A 14,299-nucleotide genomic window follows, 5' to 3' on the forward strand; every position below is an offset into this window, starting at 1 on the left:
CGGGGCGGGTCAGCCGGTGGTCTGGTCGTTGCGGATCATCAGGGCGCTGCGGAGGCCGGTGATGTCCAGGACCCGGATGAGGAAGTCGCCCACGTGGGTCAGCATCAGCAGGCTCTGCGCGTGGCTGGCCTTGCGGCTGAGTACGACGAGGGTGCCCAGGCCCTGCGAGTCGCAGAAGGTGACGCCGCCGAGGTCGAGGACGATCTTCGGCGGCGGGTCGGCCAGCACCTCGTTGACCACGGTCGAGAGCTGCGCGGCCGTGAGCATGTCGATCTCACCGGCCAGGCGAAGCACAGCTTCGTCACCCGTCCGGTGTAGCGTGATGGACAGTTCGGCACGATCCACTCGGTCAGCCTAGCGCGATCCGGCCGGTCCGGCCTGTCGAGGCCGTGAGCCGTCGCCACGCAGGCCGTGCGAAGCAGCCGCCCAGGTTCGAGCCGTCGCCGCCCACGCCGTGAGCCTTCCTGCCGGCGCTGCTGGCGGGCACCGGCTGGGCGTGAGCCTGGTAACCCGACTGCGGGGTGGCTGCTGGTGGGCCGTTCGCCGCTGACACAATGGCGGCATCGTGACCGACATCTTTCCCGCCGGATCCGGCCGCTACCCGGCCGAAGCGCCGGCCTCCGAGGCCCTGTTCGACCGCGCCCGCGCCATCGTGCCGGGCGGGGTCAACTCTCCCGTGCGCGCCTTCCAGGCGGTCGGCGGCGCCCCACGTTTCATGGTCCGTGGTGAGGGCGCGTGGCTGTACGACGCCGACGACCGCCGCTACGTCGACCTGGTCTGCTCCTGGGGGCCGCTGATCCTCGGGCACGCCCACCCGGAGGTGGTGGACGCCGTGCAGGCCGCCGCCGCCCGGGGCACCAGCTTCGGCACGCCCACCCCGGGCGAGGTGGAGTTGGCCGCCGAGCTGGTCGACCGGACCCCGATGGAGCAGGTCCGCCTGGTCAACTCGGGCACCGAGGCCACCATGTCGGCGATCCGGTTGGCCCGCGGCTACACCGGCCGCTCGAAGATCGTCAAGTTCGCCGGCTGCTACCACGGACATGTCGACGCGCTGCTCGCCGCCGCCGGCTCCGGCGTGGCCACCCTGGGCCTGCCCGACTCGCCCGGCGTGACCGGCGCGGCGGCCAGCGAGACGATCGTGCTGCCGTACAACGACATCCGGGCCGTCGAGGAGGCGTTCGCCGCCGAGGGCCCGCACATCGCGGCGGTGATCACCGAGGCGGCCGCCGGCAACATGGGTGTGGTCGCCCCTCGCGACGGCTTCAACCAGCAGCTCGCCCGGATCGCGCACGCCCACGGCGCCCTGCTCGTGGTGGACGAGGTGATGACCGGGTTCCGGGTGTCCCGCGCCGGGTGGCACGGCCTCGACGCCTCCGACGCCGACCTGTGGACGTACGGCAAGGTCATGGGTGGTGGCCTGCCCGCCGCGGCCTTCGGCGGGCGGGCGGACATCATGGCGCGACTCGCCCCGGCCGGCCCGGTCTACCAGGCCGGCACGCTCTCCGGTAACCCGCTGGCCTGCGCCGCCGGGCTGGCGACCCTGCGGCTCGCCGACGACGCGCTGTACCAGCGCCTCGACCAGACGGCCGCCACAGTGGGCAAGCTGGCCTCCGACGCGCTGGCCGCCGCCGGGGTCCCGCACCGTTTGTCGTACGCGGGCAGCATGTTCTCGATCTTCTTCACCGACGCCGACGTGGTCGACTACGACAGCGCGCGCACCCAGCAGGTGCCGGCGTTCAAGGCGTTCTTCCACGCGATGCTCGCCGCCGGCGTCTACCTGCCGCCGAGCGCGTTCGAGTCGTGGTTCGTGTCGGCGGCGCTGGACGACGCCGCTCTGGAACACATCGCCGACGCGCTGCCGACGGCGGCGAACGCTGCGGCGGCGGCCGGTCACGGGGGTTAGCGTGAGCGCGAGGAGTGAGTCGGTCTTGCGAGCCCCGCAGTCGGGAACAAAGGGGGCGCAGCCTTGAGTAAGACGGTGGTCCACGTGCTGCGGCACGGCGAGGTGCACAACCCGGATCAGATTCTCTACGGTCGGTTGCCCGGTTTCCGCCTCTCCGAGCTGGGTGTGCAGATGGCCAAGGCTGCCGCGCAGGGCCTGGCCGAGCGGGAGATCGTGCACGTGGTGGCCAGCCCGCTGGAACGCGCCCAGCAGACCGCCGAGCCGATCGCCGCCCAGTTCGGGCTGCCGGTCGGGGTGGACGAGCGGCTGATCGAGAGCGCGAACTGGTTCGAGGGCAAGAAGGTGTCCCCGGGCGACGGTTCGTTCCGTGACCCGCGCAACTGGTGGGTGCTGCGCGACCCGGTGACCCCGTCCTGGGGGGAGGCGTACCGGGTGATCGCCGAGCGGATGTTCGCCGCCGTGCAGGCCGCCCGGGTCGCCGCCGAGGGGCGCGAGGCGGTGCTGGTGTCGCACCAGCTCCCGATCTGGACGCTGCGCCGCCACGTCGAGCGCAAGCGGCTCTGGCACGACCCGCGCAAGCGGCAGTGCGGGCTGGCGAGTCTCACCTCGTTCCACTTCGACGGCGCGAAGGTGGTGGGCATCGGCTACAGCGAGCCGGCCGCGCACCTGATCGCCCTCTCCGCGACAGCCCGGACGGCCAAGGGGGCCTGATGAACGCCCGGAGGTGGACCGCCGGCCTGCTCGCCACCGTCGCAGCGGTGGCGTTGGTCGGCTGCACGTCGTCGAAGGGGCAGGAGAAGACCTGCACGACCACCACCGACGGGATCTTCGAGTGCGCACCGGACCAGCGCTCGGCTCCTCCGAAACTCGCCGGGGAGCTGCTCCTCGGCGGCACCTATGACGTCACCCAGGCCCGGGGCCAGGTCGTCGTGGTCAACTTCTGGGGTTCCTGGTGCGCGCCGTGCCGCGCCGAGGCGGACGACCTGGAAGCCGTCTACCAGGCCACCAAGGGTTCCGGGGTGAGCTTCCTCGGCATCAACGTGCAGGATTCGCGGGACAAGGCCAAGGCGTTCGAGCAGGGGCGGGTCACCTATCCGAGCCTCTTCGACCCGGCCAGCCGGCTGGCGCTCGACCTGGACATCCCGCCGAACACCGTCCCCGCGACGGTGGTGCTCGACCGGGAGGGGCGGATCGCCTCGGTGATCCGGGCCGCCGTCAAGCAGGAGGGCCTGCAACCGATCGTCGAGCGGATCGCGGCCGAGAAGCCGGCGTCGAACTGATGGGCGAGACCTTCAAGGAGCTGGCCCTGAGCGGGCCGCTGCTGCTCGCCATCGGCGCGGCGGCGCTCGCCGGCCTGGTCAGCTTCCTCTCCCCGTGCGTGCTCCCGCTCGTCCCCGGCTACCTGTCGTACGTCACCGGTCTCGCCGGGGCGGACCTCGAAGGCCGCCGGGCTCCGGCGGACCCGGCTCCCGACGGCGACGGCGGGGTGGCGGTCCGCGAGCGGGCCACGGTGGCCGTCAAGGGCCGGGTGCTCGCCGGCACGTTGCTCTTCATCGCCGGCTTCACCGTCGTCTTCGTCGCGACCGCCATCCTGTTCGCCGGTATCGGCCGGGTCTTCTTCGAGTACGAGCGGCAGCTCGAAATCGTCGTCGGCGTGCTGATCATCGTGCTCGGGTTCGGCTACCTCGGGATGATCCCCGCACTGCAACGGGAGTTCCGGATCTCCCGGCTGCCGTCGGCCGGGCTGCTCGGCGCACCGGTCTTCGGGGCGGTCTTCGCGCTCAGTTGGGTGCCCTGCACGGGCCCGACGCTCGGTGCGGTGATGGGGATGGCTGCCACGAGCGGCCAGAGTGACCGCGCCGTGGTGCTCGCCGTGGCGTACTGCCTCGGGTTGGGGATACCGTTCGTGGTCTTCGGGCTGGGCTTCGAACGCCTGCTCGGGGTCTTCCGCGCCGTCCGGCGCAACAGCCGCTGGGTCACCCGGGTCGGCGGCGCCCTGCTCATCCTGATCGGCCTGGCGCTGGTCACCGGCGGATGGCAGAGCTTCGTGATCTGGTTGCAGACCACTGTCGGGGTGGGCGAGGTGAGCATCTGATGACGGTCGTCGACGACCGGCCGGAGACCGTGGCGCCGGCGCCACGCCGCCGGCCGAACCGGTTGCTGGCCCTGCTGCGCAACTCCTGGCGGCAGCTGACCAGCATGCGTACCGCCCTGATCCTGCTCTTCCTGCTCGCTGTCGCCGCCATCCCCGGTTCGGTGCTGCCGCAGCGCGGGATCAGCCCGGAGAAGGTCAACGAGTACTTCGTCGACCACCCGGACTGGGCCCCCCGACTGGATCGGATCGGCGCGTTCGAGGTCTTCGGGTCGGTCTGGTTCTCCGCGATCTACCTGCTGCTGTTCACCTCACTGATCGGCTGCATCACGCCCCGACTGCGCGACCACGTCCGGGCGTTGCGGTCCCGGCCGCCGGCCGCGCCGAAGCGGATGGCCCGGCTCCCGCAGCACGCTGTGGTGCCCGCCCCAGCTGGTGGCGTGGCGGCGATCGCCGACGTGCTGCGCAAGCGCCGCTGGCGGGTGGAGGTGCGCGGCGACGAGGTCTCCGCCGAGAAGGGCTACCTCAAGGAGACCGGGAACCTGCTGTTCCACACCTCGCTCATCGCGGTGCTGATCGGCGTCGCGCTCGGTTCGTGGTACGGCTGGAGCGGCAACCGACTGCTGGTGGCGGGCGCGGACAACGCCTTCTGCAACACCCGCCAGCAGTACGCGGAGGCGAAGCTCGGCCCCCGGGTGGACAGCGCCGACCTGCCCCGCTTCTGCCTGCGGCTGGACGACTTCGAGGCGCGGTTCCTGCCGTCCGGTCAGCCGGAGTTCTTCAACGCCACGGTCACCGTCGACGGCCCGGACGAGCCGACCCGCAGCGCCGACTTCTCGGTGAACTCGCCGCTGCGCCTGGCCGACGCGAACGTCTACCTGCTCGGCCACGGGTACGCCCCGGTGATCCGCTACACCGACCGGTTCGGCAACAGCCAGGTCAGCGACGAGCCGTTCCTGACCACCGGCGACATGGGCCTCACCAGTGAAGGCCTGGCCGCGTTCCCGGACGCGAACGTCGACCCGGCCACCGGCCAGCGCAGCCCGGACGGGCAGATGGCGTTCACCGGCATCTACCTGCCCACCGCGCCCGAGCAGGGGCCGTTCGTCCGCTCGCAGTACCCGACCGAGCGCAACCCGGTGCTGAACCTGGTCGCCTACCAGGGCAACCTCGGCATGGACGCCGGCATCCCCGGCTCGGTCTACCAGCTCGACCAGCGTCAGGTGCGTGCCGGCAAGGTCAAGGAGGTCGGCACCAAGCTGCTCAAGAAGGGCGAGACCTGGACGTTGGCGGACGGCACCACCGTCGAGTTCCTGGGCACCGAGCGGTACGTCACCCTCTCCGTCCGACACGACCCCGGTGCGACGCCGCTGCTGATCAGCTGTGGTGTCCTGCTGGTCGGGCTGATGGGTTCGCTGTTCGGGCGGCGTCGCCGGGTGTTCTTCCGGGTGGTGCCGGCCGACCCCGGCGAAGGATCTCCGACGAGCGGTAGTAGCTTGATGGAGGTCGGCGGGTTGCCGCGTACCGACTATCCGGGGTTCGCCGACGAGTTCACCCAGCTCATCGCTGCGGTCAAGGGTGATGCTGACCCAGTGGCCGAACGGGCCGGTGTGCGAGAAGGAGCCGAGTGATGTCCGCACTCTCCGACAATCTGGTCACATTCGCGATCCTGGCGTACCTGATCGCGATGATCGGCCATGCCGTCGAGTACGCGCTGGGCAACGCCCGTACCCGGGTCGCCTCGGCGGCCCCGGTCCGCGAGTTGGTCGGTGCCGGCGGTGGCGTGATCAAGGAGCCGCCCGCGCCGGTCCCCGCGCCGCCCGTGGATCGGTCCACGCGGCGTGCCCGCCTCGCGGGCCTGTTCGGGGTGGGCGCCACCGCGGTCGCCGCCCTGCTGCACCTGGCGGCCCTGGTCACCCGTGGCCTCGCGGCCGACCGGATGCCCTGGGGCAACATGTACGAGTTCGTGCTCACTGTGACGTTCATCGGGGTCGCCGCCTGGCTGGTGGTGCTCTGGAAGCGACCGTCGCTGCGCAAGCTCGGGCTGTTCCTCACGCTGGTGATGGTGCTGCTGGTGGCCACCGCCGAGCTGGTCCTGTACGTACCGATCGTGCCGCTGGTGCCGGCACTGAACTCGTACTGGTTCGTCATCCACGTCTCGACCATCGTCTTCGCGTCCGGCATCTTCCTGCTCGGTGCGGTGCCGGCGGTCGGCTTCCTGATGCGCAACGGGTACGAGAACGGCAAGCGGAGCTTCCCGTACACCCTGGCCAAGCGGCTGCCCGGCGCGGCCAGCCTGGAACGGCTGACCTTCGCGCTGCACGCGTTCGCGTTCCCGATCTTCACCTTCGCGGTGATCGCCGGCGCCATTTGGGCCGAGGCGGCGTGGGGCCGGCCGTGGGGCTGGGACCCGAAGGAGACCTGGGCGTTCATCTCCTGGGTGGTGTACGCCGGTTACCTGCACGCCCGGGCCACGCCGAGCGTGCGGCGCAACGTGGCGACCTGGCTCGCGGTGCTCGGCTTCCTCACCATGCTGATGAACCTGTTCGGCGTGAACATCTTCTTCACCGGCCTGCACTCGTACGGTGGGCTGGACTGATCCGGTAAACGGCGTGCGGGCCGGTCACGGATTCCGTCAGTGACCGGCCCGCGTCGTTGTGGCGTGCTGGGTCAGCCCACTGTCACCGGAGCGACGTCGTTGCCCGGGTTGTCGTCCACGCGCGGGTAGCGTCCGAACGGCTGGACCTCGCCGGGCGTCCCGGAGAGGCTGTCGATCCGCAGGTCGAACGCAGCGGTGTGGGTCAGGCCAGCCGGGAACACGGAGCCCGGCCCGTTGCAGTACCAGGTCGCCGGGGCGTCACCGGCAGACTCCTCGTCCCCGTTGAGCCAGCAGCTCGACGGGTTGCCGACCACCGTGGTGCCGGCCGGCGGCACGAAGAGGAAGCCGCCGACGCCGTCACCGGAGTTGGTGGCGTCCGGAACACCGGGGCCCTCGTTGCGGAGGCCGACGGTGACCCGCACGGTCTCACCGACGGCACCGGTGACGGTTGCGCCCTGGGCGACGACGTCGAAGGCGCCCTGCACCGAGCGCAGGTGGGTCTGGCCTCCGGTGCCGGTCACCCCGGCCGGGATCACGTCGAGCGCCTTGCCCACCGGTCGCAGCCGCAGCCCCTGCTCGGCCTCGCGGTGCTTGAGCTTCACGCCGCTCGGAAGCGGCCCGGCGCTGGCCAGCGGTTCCACGAACTGGCTGATCCGCTTGCTGCCGAGGGTGGCCGGGCCGACCGTGGTGGTCAGCTTCTGCCGCAGCTCGTGCCGCTGGCCGGGGGCGAACGTGCCCCGTACGGTGCAGACCACCACGGTGGCGAGCACCCGGTCGGTGCCGTACCGGCAGTTGCGGTAGCTGGCCGGAATCAGACCCACCGGGAAGCGGAGGGTGAGCCGGAGGTCCACGACCGGCTGGTCGCCCGCGTTGACCACGGCCACCGGCACCGGCAGGCTGTCGCCGACCGCCACGCCGGAAACGGATTCGTCGACGAGGTCGAGCAGGTCGGGCCCGGACCGCACGGTGATCGTCGCCTGCTGGGTGGACGGCTCGGTCTGCTCGCCGAGCGCCGTGTAGGCGAGGGAGCCGGTCGCGCCGTCGGTCGCGCCGGGCGCGGCCCGGAACACCACAGGCACGGTGCCGGTGAGCGTGCCGAACTCGTCGACGGCCGTCGGCGGCATCGGGCAGGTCACCGAGGTGCCCTCGGTGACACAGAAATCGGGGAAGGCGGCGGTGGCCACGCCAGCCAGGCCGGTCAGGTCGACTGTCACCCGGGGCTGGGTGGCACCGGTGCTGGTCAGGGTCAGTTGGACCGTGCGGCCGGGAGCGGTCGGACCGCTGACCGTGACCTCGTCCAGCCAGGCGCTGACCCAGCCCGGGTCGTCCTGCGCCATTGCCGGAACGGCCGCCACGCCGACCGTCGCGGTGCCCACGACCAGCGCGGTGAGGCCGCGCAGGAGCCTGCCGCGCGTAACGTGCACAGATCTCATCGATCTCCTTGGTGAGGGATGAGCCGATTGGAAGAAGCCGGGGTCAATGCCCCGGCCCCGACCGGCACCCCAGATCCTAGAGATCACCTGTGACAGTCTTCGATCGGTCGGACGGCCCCTGCCCCCTGGCCGTCAGGCGTGACAGCGTCCGTTCAACCTGGACGGTGACCTGGTAGGACACCTCCGGCACATCCGCCAGCTCGATGCGCTCACCGCGTAGCGCCACCTGTGCGTGCAGCTCCCTGGCGACAGCGTCGCGTACCGCGATCAGCAGGGGCGACAACCCGTCCGGGTCGCCGACGACATACGCGTCCGACATCCCACCAGCCTGCGCCCCAGCCCCACCGCCACGCCATGACGGGTGAGATGTCCGACCGTCGCCGGGCCGGTGCCGGGCAGGCTTGATCCACTCCAGATCGGCGATGCGGCGGCTTCCGGAGTAGAGCATGGCGCCACTTCGGCGATCTGGTGTCGATCACGCCGGGGTGTCGATCACGCCGGGGTCGATCGCGCTGGTTGGTCAGCCGCCGAACCAGCCCGGCATGTCCAGGCGGAACCAGTTGGTCGAGGCCATTGCGCGCAGGTCGTCCTCGATGGCGTCGACCCGTTCCGCGCCGAGGCGTTCGGCCCACTGGCGACGCAACGTATCGAAGATCTCCGCCGATCGGCGGAGCCCGTCGGCACCGCGCGGCGTGACCCGGACCAGCCGGCGGCGGGCGTCGCGCGGGTCGTCGACCCGTTCCAGGTAGCCGACCTCGACCAGCCGGTCCACAGTCTTGCCGGCGGCCTGCTTCGAGATGCCGAGGCGTTGCCCCAACTCGGTGGCTGTGGTGCCGTCCATCCCGACGGCCTGGAGCACGAAGCCGTGCAGCGGCCGTAGCTCCGGATGCCCCTGTCGAGCCAGTTCGGCGTGCAGGTCGTCGATCAGCGTCCGAAACCCGGCCAGCAGCAGGAGCGGCAACTGGAAGCCGGGGCGTGCCGGATCAGCGCTTGCCATGTTCGACAACCACGTTTACTATTTCGTCAACCACGTTGACTATCGTACGGGACGCGGCACCGGCCCCGACGGCCTCCCGCCTTCCCGACCTCGCGGCCTCGTGCCGACCTTTCGAAAGCAGGTGAACCGTGTCCGTCTTCACCGAGCACACCGCCGAAACCGCACCCGTTGCCGCCCGTCGGACCATGGAGGGTGTGCAGAACCGGTTCGGCTGGCTGCCCACCCCGGTGGCGCTGATGGCCGAGTCGCCGCAGTTGCTCGCCGGGTTCCTCGCCGCCAACGCGGGTTTCGAGCAGACCGACCTCTCGCCCCTGGACCGGGAGGTGGTCATCCTGACCGTCTCCGCCACCCACGCGTGTCACTTCTGCGTTGCCCTGCACACCGGCAAGCTCACCCAGCTCGGCGCGAGTGCCGAGCTGATCGCGGCACTGCGCGCCGGCTCGCCGTTGCCCGAGCCGCGGCAGGAGGCACTGCGCCGGTTCACGCTGGCCGTGCTCGACCACCGGGGCGCGGTGCCCGACGGCGAACTCGACGACTTCCTCGCCGCCGGCTACCTGCCCCGGCACGCGCTGGACGTGGTGCTCGGCGTTGGCGCGTACACCATGTCCACCTTCGCCAACCGCCTCACCCGAGCGCCGCTCGACCCACCGCTGGCCGCCCACGCCTGGACGCCCGCCGCCTGACCCGCCGCACCCGGTCCACCGTTGGTTGCCGTCTCGGCGCGAGCCCTGATCCACTTGCGTTCCGGGAAACAGGGGTGACCCAGCCGCAGGACACCGCAACTTCCCGGAACCCGAGTGGATCAAGCCGAGAGCGGGGAGGCGGCACTCAGGCCGCCCCGAGAAAGTCGCGCAGCAGGGCGAGCATCTCGTCCGGGCGCTCCTCGTACAGCCAGTGGCCGCAGTCCTCGATCACCTCACCGCGGACCGCGTCGGCGTACTGACGAACCTGCTCGGCGACCTGCCCGCCGAGGCTGGCCGCCGATCCGACGGCCAGCACCGGCATGGTCAGCTTCGTGCCCCGGTACGCCGCGTTGTCGGCGATGTCCTGCTCGAACGCCCGGAAGTAGGCGAAGCTCGCCCGCAGATGCGCCGGGTCGCGCAGGTGGCTGGCGAACTCCTCGATGTCGGGCGCGGCGATGCTGCCCTTGCGCACCATCAGCGCGTCGGTGAACTTATCCACCCAGAGCGACTCCCGCCCGTTGACCAGCGCCTCCGGAAGCCCGTTGCCGAGGGAGAAGTAGCCGAAGTTCCACACCCCGGGCCCGGCCGAGGTGAGCGCGGGGAACGTGTAGATGCTCTCGTCGGGGATCGGCGCCTCGCTGAGCACCAGCCGACTCACCCGCTGCGGATGGGCGGCGGCGTACGCGTACGCCACCATGGTCCCCAGGTCGTGCCCAACCAGCCGGAGGTCGCTCGCCAGGCCGAGCTGATCGAGTAGTCCGTGCAGGTCGGCGGCGACCGTCTTCTTGTCGTACCCGTCGGCCGGGGCGTCGCTGCCCCCGAAACCGCGCAGGTCGGGCGCGACCACGTCGAAGGAGCGCCCCAACTCGGGCAGCAGGTGCCGCCACATGTACCAGCACTGCGGGTACCCGTGCAGCAGCACCAGCGGTGGGCCGCTGCCGCCACGGACGTAGTTCATGGTGATCTGGCCGACCCGTGCTCGTTGCTCGGTGAACCCTGCCGGAACCCGATCCCCACCCATTCGCCGCCTCCGTCCGCGTGCTGCCCGGCTACCCGCTCGACCGACGGCCATGCCTGCGGGCGCTGCGCCCGAACGTTGGTGAATCAAGGCCGGGTGGGCGGGCGCGCATGGGGTCGTCGCCGGTGTCACAGCACCCGGCTTGGGCCACACCGCACCCGGTGCGGGAGACTGGCGGGTATGGCGGCTCGTGGCTTCCCGTACACCGATCTCAAGGACTTTCTCGCGGCGCTGGAGCGCGCGGGGGAGTTGCGCCGGGTCGACGTCCCGGTCGACCCCACCCTCGAGATCAGCGAGGTGGTCACCCGCACGGTGCGGGCCGGCGGGCCGGCGCTGCTCTTCGAGCGTCCTACCCGGGGCGAGATGCCGGTGGCGATCAACCTGTTCGGCACCGAGAAGCGCATGGCGATGGCCCTCGGCGTCGACTCGCTGGACGAGATCGGTGCCCGGATCGGCTCGCTGATCAAGCCGGAGCTGCCGGTCGGCTGGTCGGGCATCCGCGAGGGCCTCGGCAAGGTCATGCAGCTCAAGTCGGTGCCACCGCGCAAGGTGAAGACCGCGCCCTGCCAGGAGGTCGTCTACCGGGGCGAGGACGTCGACCTCAACCGGCTGCCGGGGTTGCAGGTGTGGCCCGGCGACGGCGGGATCTTCCACAACTACGGGCTGACCCACACCAAGCACCCGGAGACCGGCAAGCGCAACCTCGGCCTGTACCGGCTCCAGCAGCACGGCCGCAACACCCTGGGCATGCACTGGCAGATCCACAAGGACTCCACCGCTCACCACGCGGTCGCCGAGCGGCTCGGGCAGCGCCTGCCGGTCGCCATCGCGATCGGCTGCGACCCGGTCGTCTCGTACGCGGCCAGCGCGCCGCTGCCCGGCGACATCGACGAGTACCTGTTCGCGGGGTTCCTGCGCGGCGAGCGGGTGGAGATGGTCGACTGCCTCACCGTGCCGTTGCAGGTGCCGGCGCACGCGCAGATCGTGCTGGAGGGCTACCTGGAGCCGGGTGAGCGGCTGCCCGAGGGGCCGTTCGGCGACCACACCGGCTTCTACACCCCGGTCGAGCCGTTCCCGGTGCTGCACGTCGAGGCGATGACGATGCAGCGCAAGCCGGTCTACCACTCGATCGTCACCTCCAAGCCGCCGCAGGAGGACCACGGCCTCGGCAAGGCCACCGAACGGATCTTCCAGCCGCTGCTCAAGCTGATGATCCCGGACATCGTCGACTACGACCTGCCGGCCGCCGGGGTCTTCCACAACTGCGCGATCGTGTCGATCCGCAAGCGGTACCCGAAGCACGCGCAGAAGGTGATGAACGCGATCTGGGGCGCGCACCTGATGTCGCTGACCAAGCTCATCGTGATCGTCGACGAGGACTGCGACGTGCACGACTACAACGAGGTCGCCTTCCGCGCCTTCGGCAACGTCGACTACGCGCGCGACCTGCTGCTCACCGAGGGGCCGGTGGACCACCTCGACCACTCGTCGTACCAGCAGTTCTGGGGTGGCAAGGCGGGTGTCGACGCGACCCGCAAACTCCCCACCGAGGGCTACACCCGCGGTTGGCCGGAGGAGATGAGCATGAGCCCGGAAGTCTCGGCCCTGGTCGACAAGCGCTGGAAGGAGTACGGGATCTGATGGCCGTCCTCGAAGCTCCCGCCGAGAAGCCGGGCCGGGTCAAGTCCTTCCTCAAGCTCGTCGCGATCGAGCACTCGGTGTTCGCGCTGCCCTTCGCGTACCTGTCGGCGCTGAGCGCCATGCAGGTCAACGGCGGGCGGGTGCGCTGGCTCGACCTGCTGCTGATCACCGTGGCGATGGTCGGGGCGCGGACGTTCGCGATGGCCGCCAACCGGATCCTCGATCGCCGGATCGACGCGCGGAATCCGCGTACCGCCGGGCGGGAACTGGTCACCGGTGCGGTGAGCGTGCGGACGGCCTGGACCGGCGCGGCCGTCGCGCTGGTGGTCTTCCTCGCCGCCGCAGCCCTGCTCAACCCGCTCTGCCTGGTGCTCGCGCCGCTCGCGGTGGTGCCCCTGGTCGTCTACCCCTACGGCAAGCGGTTCACCAACTGGCCGCACGCCATCCTGGGGATCGCCCAGATGGTCGGTCCGGTCGGCGCCTGGCTGGCGGTCACCGGCACCCTGGACGGATCCGGGCCCGCCTGGGTGCTCGGCGCGGCGGTCGGGCTGTGGATCGGCGGCTTCGATCTGATCTACGCCTGCCAGGACTCCGAGATCGACCAGGAGATCGGCGTGCACAGCGTGCCCGCCCGGTACGGCCGGCGCTTCGCGCTGCACGCCTCCACGATCGCGCACGTGGTGACCTTCGCGCTGTTCGTCTGGTTCGGCGCGTTGATCGGCCTCGGCTGGCTCTGGTGGATCGGGCTGGCGCTCACCGCTGTCGCGTTCGCGTATCAGCACCTGGTGGTCAGCCCGACCGACCTGAGCAAGGTCAACCGGGCGTTCTTCACCGCCAACGGGTTCGTCGGCATCGCGTTGTTCGTCTTCGCGCTGCTCGACCTGGTGATCCGGCTCGACCTACGGCCCTGACCGGCTGACCACTGGCTCGTCCTCCCCGGTGGGGTAACGGGCGCTCTCCAAGGTCCAGTCGATGGTGCCCCGGACGGCGTACGCGACCACGTCGAGGTGGTCGGTGACCGCCCGGTCCACCGCCGGGCCGAACGACGGCACCGCGGCCCGCAGCGCGACGAAGCGCCGCATCGCCTCCCGCCAGCGCTCGACCGCCAGGGCCACCGCCTCCGCCGACGGCACCGCCAGTTCGGCCTCGATGGCCAGGACCAGGTTGTGTCCGCCTGCGGTCGCCCGGTCCTTCTCCAACGAGGCCAGGTCGTTGTACCAGGAGAGCAGGTCGTTGCCGGCCTGGGCGATCTGCCGCAGCAGCGGATGGTGGTGGACCGGGTCGGGCAACGGCCGACCGCCCGCGAACTCCACGAGCGTGTACGACACCTCCGCCGCCGAGGTGGCCCGCCGCAGCTCCACGTACTCGTCGACGCCGGGTCGGCGGCCGGTTTCCTTGTTGACCGCCTCCTGCCAGGTGCCGTCGAGGTGCCGGGCCACCGCGTCGGCGAAACGCGACCGCCACCGGGCCGGCATCCGGCGGCGCGGCTCCCGCCAGGCCAGCACCAGCAGCCGCCGAAGCGGGTCGGTGAGCCCGACCGGGCGCAGCCGAGCGTCGTGCAGCAGCGCCAACGTGCCGTTGCGCAGAGCCCGGATCTGCTCCGAGGTCAGCCGGCCAGGCCCGTCGCAGGCGTCGTCGACCAGGAAGAACCACGTGAACAGCACGGTCAGCACCCGAAGATCGGCCTCGGTGGCGTCCGGGTAGAGCCGTCCGGCGTACCTGGCGAACGCCCCCCGGGCCAGCCGGTGCAACGCCGCGTCGTCCAGGGCGAGGCCGAGGTCGGGCAGCAGGCCGAGCAGCCACTCCTGCACGCTGTCGGCGTGCGGAGAGAGCCGGGACTGGATCGGGCATTCGGCACGCAGCGCCCGAAGGGCCTCGCCGGTCGTCACCGATGCCTCCTGCGCGAGATGATTCCGATGCGAATCCCCACCAG

At 71.1% G+C, this 14,299-nt stretch carries 15 protein-coding genes; 9 read left to right on the top strand and 6 right to left on the bottom strand.

All coding sequences use genetic code 11. The annotated features are described in order from the left end of the window. Positions 1–9 precede the first annotated feature (9 nt). Entirely contained in the window at positions 10–345 is a 336-nt protein-coding gene (locus FHU34_RS29195) for an STAS domain-containing protein (RefSeq protein WP_145785870.1), read from the bottom strand. A 220-nt stretch (positions 346–565) separates the two neighbouring features. Here FHU34_RS29195 and hemL point away from each other — a divergent pair, with 220 nt between their 5' ends. The 6 genes from hemL to ccsB all read left to right on the top strand — a co-directional run bounded on the left by hemL (position 566) and on the right by ccsB (position 6,594). Continuing rightward, positions 566–1,903: a glutamate-1-semialdehyde 2,1-aminomutase gene (hemL, locus tag FHU34_RS29200; protein ID WP_145785871.1), complete on the top strand. Its 1,338-nt coding sequence runs from the start codon at positions 566–568 to the stop codon at positions 1,901–1,903. Positions 1,904–1,966: 63 nt separating this feature from the next. Further along, positions 1,967–2,614: a histidine phosphatase family protein gene (locus FHU34_RS29205; protein ID WP_088986809.1), complete on the top strand. Its 648-nt coding sequence runs from the start codon at positions 1,967–1,969 to the stop codon at positions 2,612–2,614. Then, positions 2,614–3,183 (top strand): TlpA family protein disulfide reductase, encoded by a 570-nt coding sequence (locus FHU34_RS29210; RefSeq protein ID WP_145785872.1) that lies wholly within the window; start codon positions 2,614–2,616, stop codon positions 3,181–3,183. The genes FHU34_RS29205 and FHU34_RS29210 overlap by 1 nt, the downstream gene beginning before the upstream one ends. Then, a complete protein-coding gene (locus FHU34_RS29215) occupies positions 3,183–3,998 on the top strand; it encodes a cytochrome c biogenesis CcdA family protein (RefSeq protein WP_145785873.1) in 816 nt (271 codons plus the stop codon). The genes FHU34_RS29210 and FHU34_RS29215 overlap by 1 nt, the downstream gene beginning before the upstream one ends. After that, complete coding sequence (gene resB, locus FHU34_RS29220; RefSeq protein ID WP_145785874.1) at positions 3,998–5,626, top strand: cytochrome c biogenesis protein ResB; 1,629 nt, start codon at positions 3,998–4,000, stop codon at positions 5,624–5,626. Before FHU34_RS29215 ends, resB begins: the two co-directional genes overlap by 1 nt. Then, positions 5,626–6,594 (top strand): c-type cytochrome biogenesis protein CcsB, encoded by a 969-nt coding sequence (gene ccsB / locus FHU34_RS29225; protein WP_145785875.1) that lies wholly within the window; start codon positions 5,626–5,628, stop codon positions 6,592–6,594. Before resB ends, ccsB begins: the two co-directional genes overlap by 1 nt. A gap of 71 nt (positions 6,595–6,665) precedes the next feature. On the opposite strand, the gene FHU34_RS29230 is transcribed toward ccsB, so the two are convergent. The 3 genes from FHU34_RS29230 to FHU34_RS29240 form a co-directional block, all read right to left on the bottom strand. Beyond that, positions 6,666–8,027, bottom strand: coding sequence for a COG1361 family protein (locus FHU34_RS29230; protein WP_145785876.1), 1,362 nt, complete (start codon positions 8,025–8,027; stop codon positions 6,666–6,668). 76 nt (positions 8,028–8,103) lie between these two features. After that, positions 8,104–8,346 carry a hypothetical protein gene (locus tag FHU34_RS29235; RefSeq protein ID WP_244312045.1) on the bottom strand — a complete coding sequence of 81 codons (243 nt, stop codon included), beginning with the start codon at positions 8,344–8,346 and terminating at the stop codon, positions 8,104–8,106. Between the two features lie 201 nt (positions 8,347–8,547). Next, on the bottom strand, positions 8,548–9,024 hold the full coding sequence (locus FHU34_RS29240; protein ID WP_145785877.1) for a MarR family winged helix-turn-helix transcriptional regulator: 477 nt from the start codon (positions 9,022–9,024) through the stop codon (positions 8,548–8,550). Positions 9,025–9,152: 128 nt separating this feature from the next. Here FHU34_RS29240 and FHU34_RS29245 point away from each other — a divergent pair, with 128 nt between their 5' ends. Further along, positions 9,153–9,707 carry a carboxymuconolactone decarboxylase family protein gene (locus tag FHU34_RS29245; RefSeq protein WP_145785878.1) on the top strand — a complete coding sequence of 185 codons (555 nt, stop codon included), beginning with the start codon at positions 9,153–9,155 and terminating at the stop codon, positions 9,705–9,707. Between the two features lie 145 nt (positions 9,708–9,852). On the opposite strand, the gene FHU34_RS29250 is transcribed toward FHU34_RS29245, so the two are convergent. Then, a complete protein-coding gene (locus FHU34_RS29250) occupies positions 9,853–10,728 on the bottom strand; it encodes an alpha/beta fold hydrolase (protein ID WP_145785879.1) in 876 nt (291 codons plus the stop codon). 177 nt (positions 10,729–10,905) lie between these two features. Between FHU34_RS29250 and FHU34_RS29255 the strand changes: the two genes are divergently transcribed. Beyond that, positions 10,906–12,366 (top strand): menaquinone biosynthesis decarboxylase, encoded by a 1,461-nt coding sequence (locus FHU34_RS29255; protein ID WP_145785880.1) that lies wholly within the window; start codon positions 10,906–10,908, stop codon positions 12,364–12,366. Further along, positions 12,366–13,277, top strand: coding sequence for a menaquinone biosynthesis prenyltransferase MqnP (gene mqnP, locus FHU34_RS29260; RefSeq protein WP_145785881.1), 912 nt, complete (start codon positions 12,366–12,368; stop codon positions 13,275–13,277). Before FHU34_RS29255 ends, mqnP begins: the two co-directional genes overlap by 1 nt. Here the strand turns inward: mqnP and FHU34_RS29265 are convergent. Beyond that, positions 13,266–14,255 carry a terpene synthase family protein gene (locus tag FHU34_RS29265; RefSeq protein ID WP_145785882.1) on the bottom strand — a complete coding sequence of 330 codons (990 nt, stop codon included), beginning with the start codon at positions 14,253–14,255 and terminating at the stop codon, positions 13,266–13,268. The genes mqnP and FHU34_RS29265 overlap by 12 nt on opposite strands. Between the last annotated feature and the right edge of the window lie 44 nt (positions 14,256–14,299).

It is taken from the genome of Micromonospora taraxaci (genome assembly GCF_007830095.1).
GTDB classification, from domain to species: domain Bacteria; phylum Actinomycetota; class Actinomycetes; order Mycobacteriales; family Micromonosporaceae; genus Micromonospora; species Micromonospora taraxaci.

Coding starts and splice junctions, on each gene's coding strand:
- ccsB (WP_145785875.1), top strand. CDS start 5,626: ATGTCCGCACTCTCCGACAATCTGGTCACATTCGCGATCCTGGCGTAC.
- FHU34_RS29240 (WP_145785877.1), bottom strand. CDS start 9,024: ATGGCAAGCGCTGATCCGGCACGCCCCGGCTTCCAGTTGCCGCTCCTG.
- mqnP (WP_145785881.1), top strand. CDS start 12,366: ATGGCCGTCCTCGAAGCTCCCGCCGAGAAGCCGGGCCGGGTCAAGTCC.
- FHU34_RS29250 (WP_145785879.1), bottom strand. CDS start 10,728: ATGGGTGGGGATCGGGTTCCGGCAGGGTTCACCGAGCAACGAGCACGG.
- resB (WP_145785874.1), top strand. CDS start 3,998: ATGACGGTCGTCGACGACCGGCCGGAGACCGTGGCGCCGGCGCCACGC.
- FHU34_RS29210 (WP_145785872.1), top strand. CDS start 2,614: ATGAACGCCCGGAGGTGGACCGCCGGCCTGCTCGCCACCGTCGCAGCG.
- FHU34_RS29255 (WP_145785880.1), top strand. CDS start 10,906: ATGGCGGCTCGTGGCTTCCCGTACACCGATCTCAAGGACTTTCTCGCG.
- FHU34_RS29235 (WP_244312045.1), bottom strand. CDS start 8,346: ATGTCGGACGCGTATGTCGTCGGCGACCCGGACGGGTTGTCGCCCCTG.
- FHU34_RS29215 (WP_145785873.1), top strand. CDS start 3,183: ATGGGCGAGACCTTCAAGGAGCTGGCCCTGAGCGGGCCGCTGCTGCTC.
- FHU34_RS29230 (WP_145785876.1), bottom strand. CDS start 8,027: ATGAGATCTGTGCACGTTACGCGCGGCAGGCTCCTGCGCGGCCTCACC.